The organism is Rhizobium leucaenae USDA 9039, from assembly GCF_000426285.1.
Taxonomy (GTDB): domain Bacteria; phylum Pseudomonadota; class Alphaproteobacteria; order Rhizobiales; family Rhizobiaceae; genus Rhizobium; species Rhizobium leucaenae.
Map to the genome: position 1 here is coordinate 1 of NZ_AUFB01000075.1, position 4,880 is coordinate 4,880.

Consider the following 4,880-nt stretch of genomic DNA (forward strand, 5'->3'; position numbering starts at 1 on the left):
GATACCCGCTACTTCATCTCCTCGGCCAGTCTCGACGCAAAGACCGCCGCCCAGGCCGTCCGCGGTCACTGGCTCATCGAAAATGCGCTGCACTGGACGCTCGACGTCGTCTTCCGCGACGACCAATCCCGACTGCGCAAGGGCCATGGTGCCCACAACATGGCCATCGTCAGACACTTCGCCATCAATCTCGTGCGTGCCGTCGCCGACAAGAAATCCATCAAGCTCCGCAGAAAACGCGCCGGATGGAATACCGAATATCTACAAACAATCCTCGGAGCGCTCACCCGTTAACCCGGATTCGGTGCCCTGGTGCCGCCCGGCTTGCAAATCAGTAGCTTTCTCTCTGCGGACTTGAGGAATCCTTCCTCAGGTTGGCGTCTTATATTTTAAGCAGATAAACATTTCACTTCGAATGACTGGCTTGGCGGGACTCACACAGGTTCAATCCACGATCCTTTCAGTGTTAGTGGGCAATATTTCAGCAGCGGATCGGTCCTTCTTGCTTTCTGAGCGCAATTGGTACCGTCAGCATGGACCGCCTCAGATCGATGTATGAATACTAGAGTTTGGAAATAAGCTGCATATAGGTCAATGTTTCTTCGCTCACTGCGCTATTATCTTTCGGAGGAAAGTAGCTAAGCTTGACGATGACGGTTTTCGTCGCCGGCTGCACATAAATGTACTGACCTTGCAGTCCGATGGCAACGTACGCGCCGGTCGAGTCTCGGTGCCACCATTGGAAGCCGTAACCTGTTGTGGCGCCCGGCGTAAAAGGTTTCATGGTCGTTGATAGCTTCACCCATTGTGCGGGAACGATCTGTCGGCCATTTGCCTTTCCTTGATCAAGCATCATCTGGCCGATGCGGCCAAAATCGCGAAGGACGGCGTTATAGCCCATGCCACTAAGTTCACGGCCGACGCCCGGAGGTCCGTCGGCGATCCAAAAACCATTCGATTCCATTCCCGCGGGCTGCCAGAGGGTTTCACTCATGAACGCAGCTAAAGGCTTGTTGGTCGCGCGTTCTAGAATCCACCCGAGAATCGCTGTGTCCATTGTCGAATAGTTAAAGACGGTCCCTGGTGCATTTTTTCGCTTTAATTGTGGGGCCATTTCGACAAATCGCTGCCGATTTTGCACCAAAGTCTTCTCGAACACCTGCGCGGCGGCGCTCGGATTAGCGCCAAAGTCATAGCGCTCCTCATAGTCTACACCGGATCGCATTTCGAGCAGCTGCCGGATCGTCACGCCATCATAGGCAGACGATTTCAGCTCCGGGACGTACTTCGCAGCGAAATCCTCGATCGATTCTATCGAGCCTTGCTCCACGGCAATGCCGACAAGGATAGACGTAAGTGATTTTGCCATGGAAAACGAAATGAAGTGAGTACTCGCGTCTGTATTGTTCCGGTACGTCTCGGATACAATTTTTCCGTTGCGGATAACCAGTAGCGCATTGGTGAACGTTCGCTCGAAGAATTGCTCGCTGGCGAAAGTCCGCCCGTTGAACTCATAGGAAGGGAGAATGAGGGTCTCACCACGGTCAAGTTGCCACACCGGACCTGCGCGGGGGACAAGCCTGGTCTCGAAGATCTTGTCCATGCTGCGGAACGTGAGCACATTAATATCCGAATCCAGCATGTGCCTCCGGAGCTCCTGCACTGCAGCAGGAACTTCGCCATTTGCCAGATATGTAGCTACTGCTGGCTCAGCCACAGCCGGCACCGCCAGAGTTAGCGAGCTAGCCACCGCACCGAAAACGGAGGCCCGTCGAACCTTTACCCACAATGCTAGCCGGATGTGTGCCAGCCCCGACCGCTTATCACATGCGTGTGACTTGATCATCTTCAAATCCTCTCTACCCCAGGTAATTTCATTAGTTGCACAACAAGCGTGGACAACTATTACGTTACTACGATAATCGCAGCTGGATGAACGAAGGCTTTGGGTCAAAGACCGGGACCACCCGTCACCGAATAGATTTGCCCCTTCTGTCGCAGGCCTGCTTTCAAAGCTGCTACTTCCCGACCTTCGCAACCATCGTCAGAACGTCATACTGCGCGACCGGCTCACCGTTCTGGTTCGTTACGAGACAATCCCACCTTACCTCGCCGTGCTCTGCGCTGGCGCGGGGATTTATCTCCTTACAAGTCAGCTGGACCTTCAACATGTCTCCGGGGTTCACGGGCTTCAGGAACCGAAGGTTATCGACACCGTAGTTCGCCAGAACCGGTCCCGGATCCGGGTCCACAAAAAGGCCAGCAGCGAAAGAAACAATGAGATAACCGTGCGCCACCCGGCCTTCGAAGAACGGGTTTGCCTTGGCAGCTTCCTCATCCATGTGAGCGTAGAAGGTATCACCGGTGAAGTTTGCGAAGTGCTCGATGTCATCCAGCGTGACGGTCCGGCTTGCTGTGATGAGCTGGTCGCCGACATTCAATTCCGCAAGCGATTTGCGAAACGGGTGGGGTCCGTCACTGTTTGCCGCTGCTCCGGGCAACCATTTCCCGGTCACTGCGGCCAGCATCGAGGGAGCCCCCTGGACCGCTGTACGCTGCATGTAGTGTTTGACGCCGCGCATGCCGCCCAGCTCTTCCCCACCTCCGGCCCGACCTGGCCCACCGTGCACCAGTCCTGGCAAGGGCGAACCATGTCCGGTGGATGATTTCGCGCTGACACGATTACCGATCACGACACGGCCGTGATAGGGCGCGAGGCCCAGAACCACCTCTTGAACGAAACCGGAATCGTTGGTGAAGACGGACGAGACAAGGCTCCCCTTGCCTCGACGAGCGAGATAGACGGCCTCTTCGGCTGTTTCGTAAGGCATGACAGTGCTAACCGGGCCGAATGCTTCCACGTCGTGAGCGGCCCCGGCCGCTGCAGGTTTGTCGCAATATAGAAGAACGGGATTGAGGAATGCTCCACCAGCGGCATCGCCACTCACAATCGCGGGGTTTTCCGGGTCGCCAGAAACGATCTCAGCATCTGCCATCAAATCGCGAATACGAGCACGGACTTCGTCTCGCTGATCCAAGCTCGCCAGCGGCCCCATGCGGACTCCTTCATCGGCCGGATTGCCAACGGATGTCTTCGCCAGCCGGTCTCGAAGGCTGGCGACCAGAGCTTCGGTATAAGAGCGTGGAGCAATGACGCGGCGGATGGCTGTGCACTTCTGTCCAGCTTTGACGGTCATCTCGCGCACCACTTCCTTGACGAAGAGTTCGAATTCGTCGGTACCAGGCGCCGCATCCAGACCAAGCACCGCAGCATTGAGACTGTCAGCCTCCATGGTAAAGCGAACGGAATTGGCCACTATCGCTTTGCCTGTCTTCAGGCGCTGGCCGGTCGTGGCCGATCCGGTGAAGGTGACGATGTCCTGACCATCAACATGATCGAGCAGATCGCCTGTTGAACCGCAAATCAGCTGAAGCGAACCTTTTGGAAGAATGCTTGTCTCGATGATTCTGCGGACCATGAGTTCGGTCAGATAGGCTGTCTGGCTTGCTGGCTTAATAATGGCAGGAACGCCGGCGAGGAGCGTCGGGGCCAGTTTCTCCAGCATTCCCCAGCAAGGGAAATTATACGCGTTGATGTGAACCGCCACCCCAAGCAGCGGGGTCAGGATGTGCTGCGCCGAGAATGAATTGTCTTTTGACAACCCTTCGACGTCTCCATCAAGGAGGACGCGGGTATTTGGAAGCTCGCGTCGACCTTTCGACGCATAGGATAGCAATGTGCCGATACCGCCCTCAATATCGATCCAGCTATCGGCCTTGGTCGCCCCGGTTGCGGTAGAGAGAGCGTAAAACTCGTCCTTTCTCTCCAGCAGAGCCATGCCAAGTGCTTTGAGCATCAAGGCACGCTCATGGAACGACAGCCGTCGGAGGGCGGACCCACCCTTTTCTCTACCGTAAGCCAGCACGGCTGTGAAATCGATACCGGTAGAATCTATGAAGGCAACCGGTGTCCCGGTCGAAGCGTCGAGAAGAGCGTTACCTTCCTTCGAACCTGCTACCCAACCGCCACAGACATAACTTTCTAGGCGGCCCGGCTGCCTGACACTGATGTTCATTCTTGTTACCCTTTCAATTCAGGCCAAGCGAGCCAAGCTGCTGCTCCGTCGCAGCAACCCATTCGGCTAGCAATGTTTCGTTCGGCTTGTGACGCAGACCAAAGCGCGATTGCGTCTCGAACCTTTTGGAATCTGAGTGCCCAAAGCTCGCAGCTATGCGAGGACGCCAGTATTCGACTGAGCTTTTCATTAGATCGCGCTGCTCGTTGGAAGCGACGATCCGATTGAGTCCTTGCACGCCCAATTCCTGATGGCGCAGTTCGCGCAATCGGATAGCCCGGAAAGCCTCTGCCAGCGGCTGGTATGAAACGTGGGAAAGTTCGTCCAGCTGGATGACCGTCGCCAAGCCCATCAAGACATTCATCACAACAGCGTCTGTCCAACCACGCAGAGGATAATGGAAAACAGAAAGACGCATATCGTCGCCTTGACGCGAAGCTCCGATCTCCGTGTCTCTCTCCATGCGTATTCCGATGAAGCCGGCCATCGATTCCGATTTGAAGCCGGCCAGTCATTCCGATTTCATTCCGGCCGCCGTTCCGATTTGAAGCCGGCCATTTTTCGGACTGATCCTGGGTCCCGTTGATGTTGGGTTGGGTTTCGTTTCAGGTCAAGCTTGGAGTGTTTCGGACGCTATTGGCGAACGCTGTTTTCGCATGCTTTCGCCGGTGAGATCGATGCGATAGGCGTTGTGAACGAGGCGGTCCAATATGGCATCGGCGAGTGTGGGGTTTGCAATAATTTCCCACCAGCGATCCAGCGGCACCTGACTGGTGACGATCGTCGAGCGCCGCTCATAGCGGT

4 protein-coding genes and 1 pseudogene are annotated in these 4,880 nt (G+C 55.8%); 1 reads left to right on the forward strand and 4 read right to left on the reverse strand.

Annotation, left to right across the window (positions count from 1 at the left end; genetic code table 11):
• Positions 1 to 294 (forward strand): ISAs1 family transposase (locus K290_RS35720; RefSeq protein WP_037136894.1); only part of this gene is annotated, 294 nt, incomplete at its 5' end.
• A gap of 268 nt (positions 295 to 562) precedes the next feature.
• Here the strand turns inward: K290_RS35720 and K290_RS0133060 are convergent.
• From K290_RS0133060 to K290_RS0133080, 4 genes and pseudogenes are all read right to left on the reverse strand, one after another.
• Positions 563 to 1,846, reverse strand: a complete 1,284-nt coding sequence (locus tag K290_RS0133060; protein ID WP_081670488.1) for a serine hydrolase domain-containing protein — start codon at positions 1,844 to 1,846, stop codon at positions 563 to 565.
• A 172-nt stretch (positions 1,847 to 2,018) separates the two neighbouring features.
• On the reverse strand, positions 2,019 to 4,076 hold the full coding sequence (gene paaZ / locus K290_RS0133065; RefSeq protein WP_028755385.1) for a phenylacetic acid degradation bifunctional protein PaaZ: 2,058 nt from the start codon (positions 4,074 to 4,076) through the stop codon (positions 2,019 to 2,021).
• Between the two features lie 13 nt (positions 4,077 to 4,089).
• Positions 4,090 to 4,542: pseudogene (locus K290_RS35725) on the reverse strand (Phenylacetic acid catabolic protein); the annotation flags it as partial.
• A 144-nt stretch (positions 4,543 to 4,686) separates the two neighbouring features.
• Positions 4,687 to 4,880, reverse strand: a 194-nt coding sequence (locus K290_RS0133080; protein ID WP_028755386.1) for an ATP-binding protein, incomplete at its 5' end; no start/stop codon positions are given.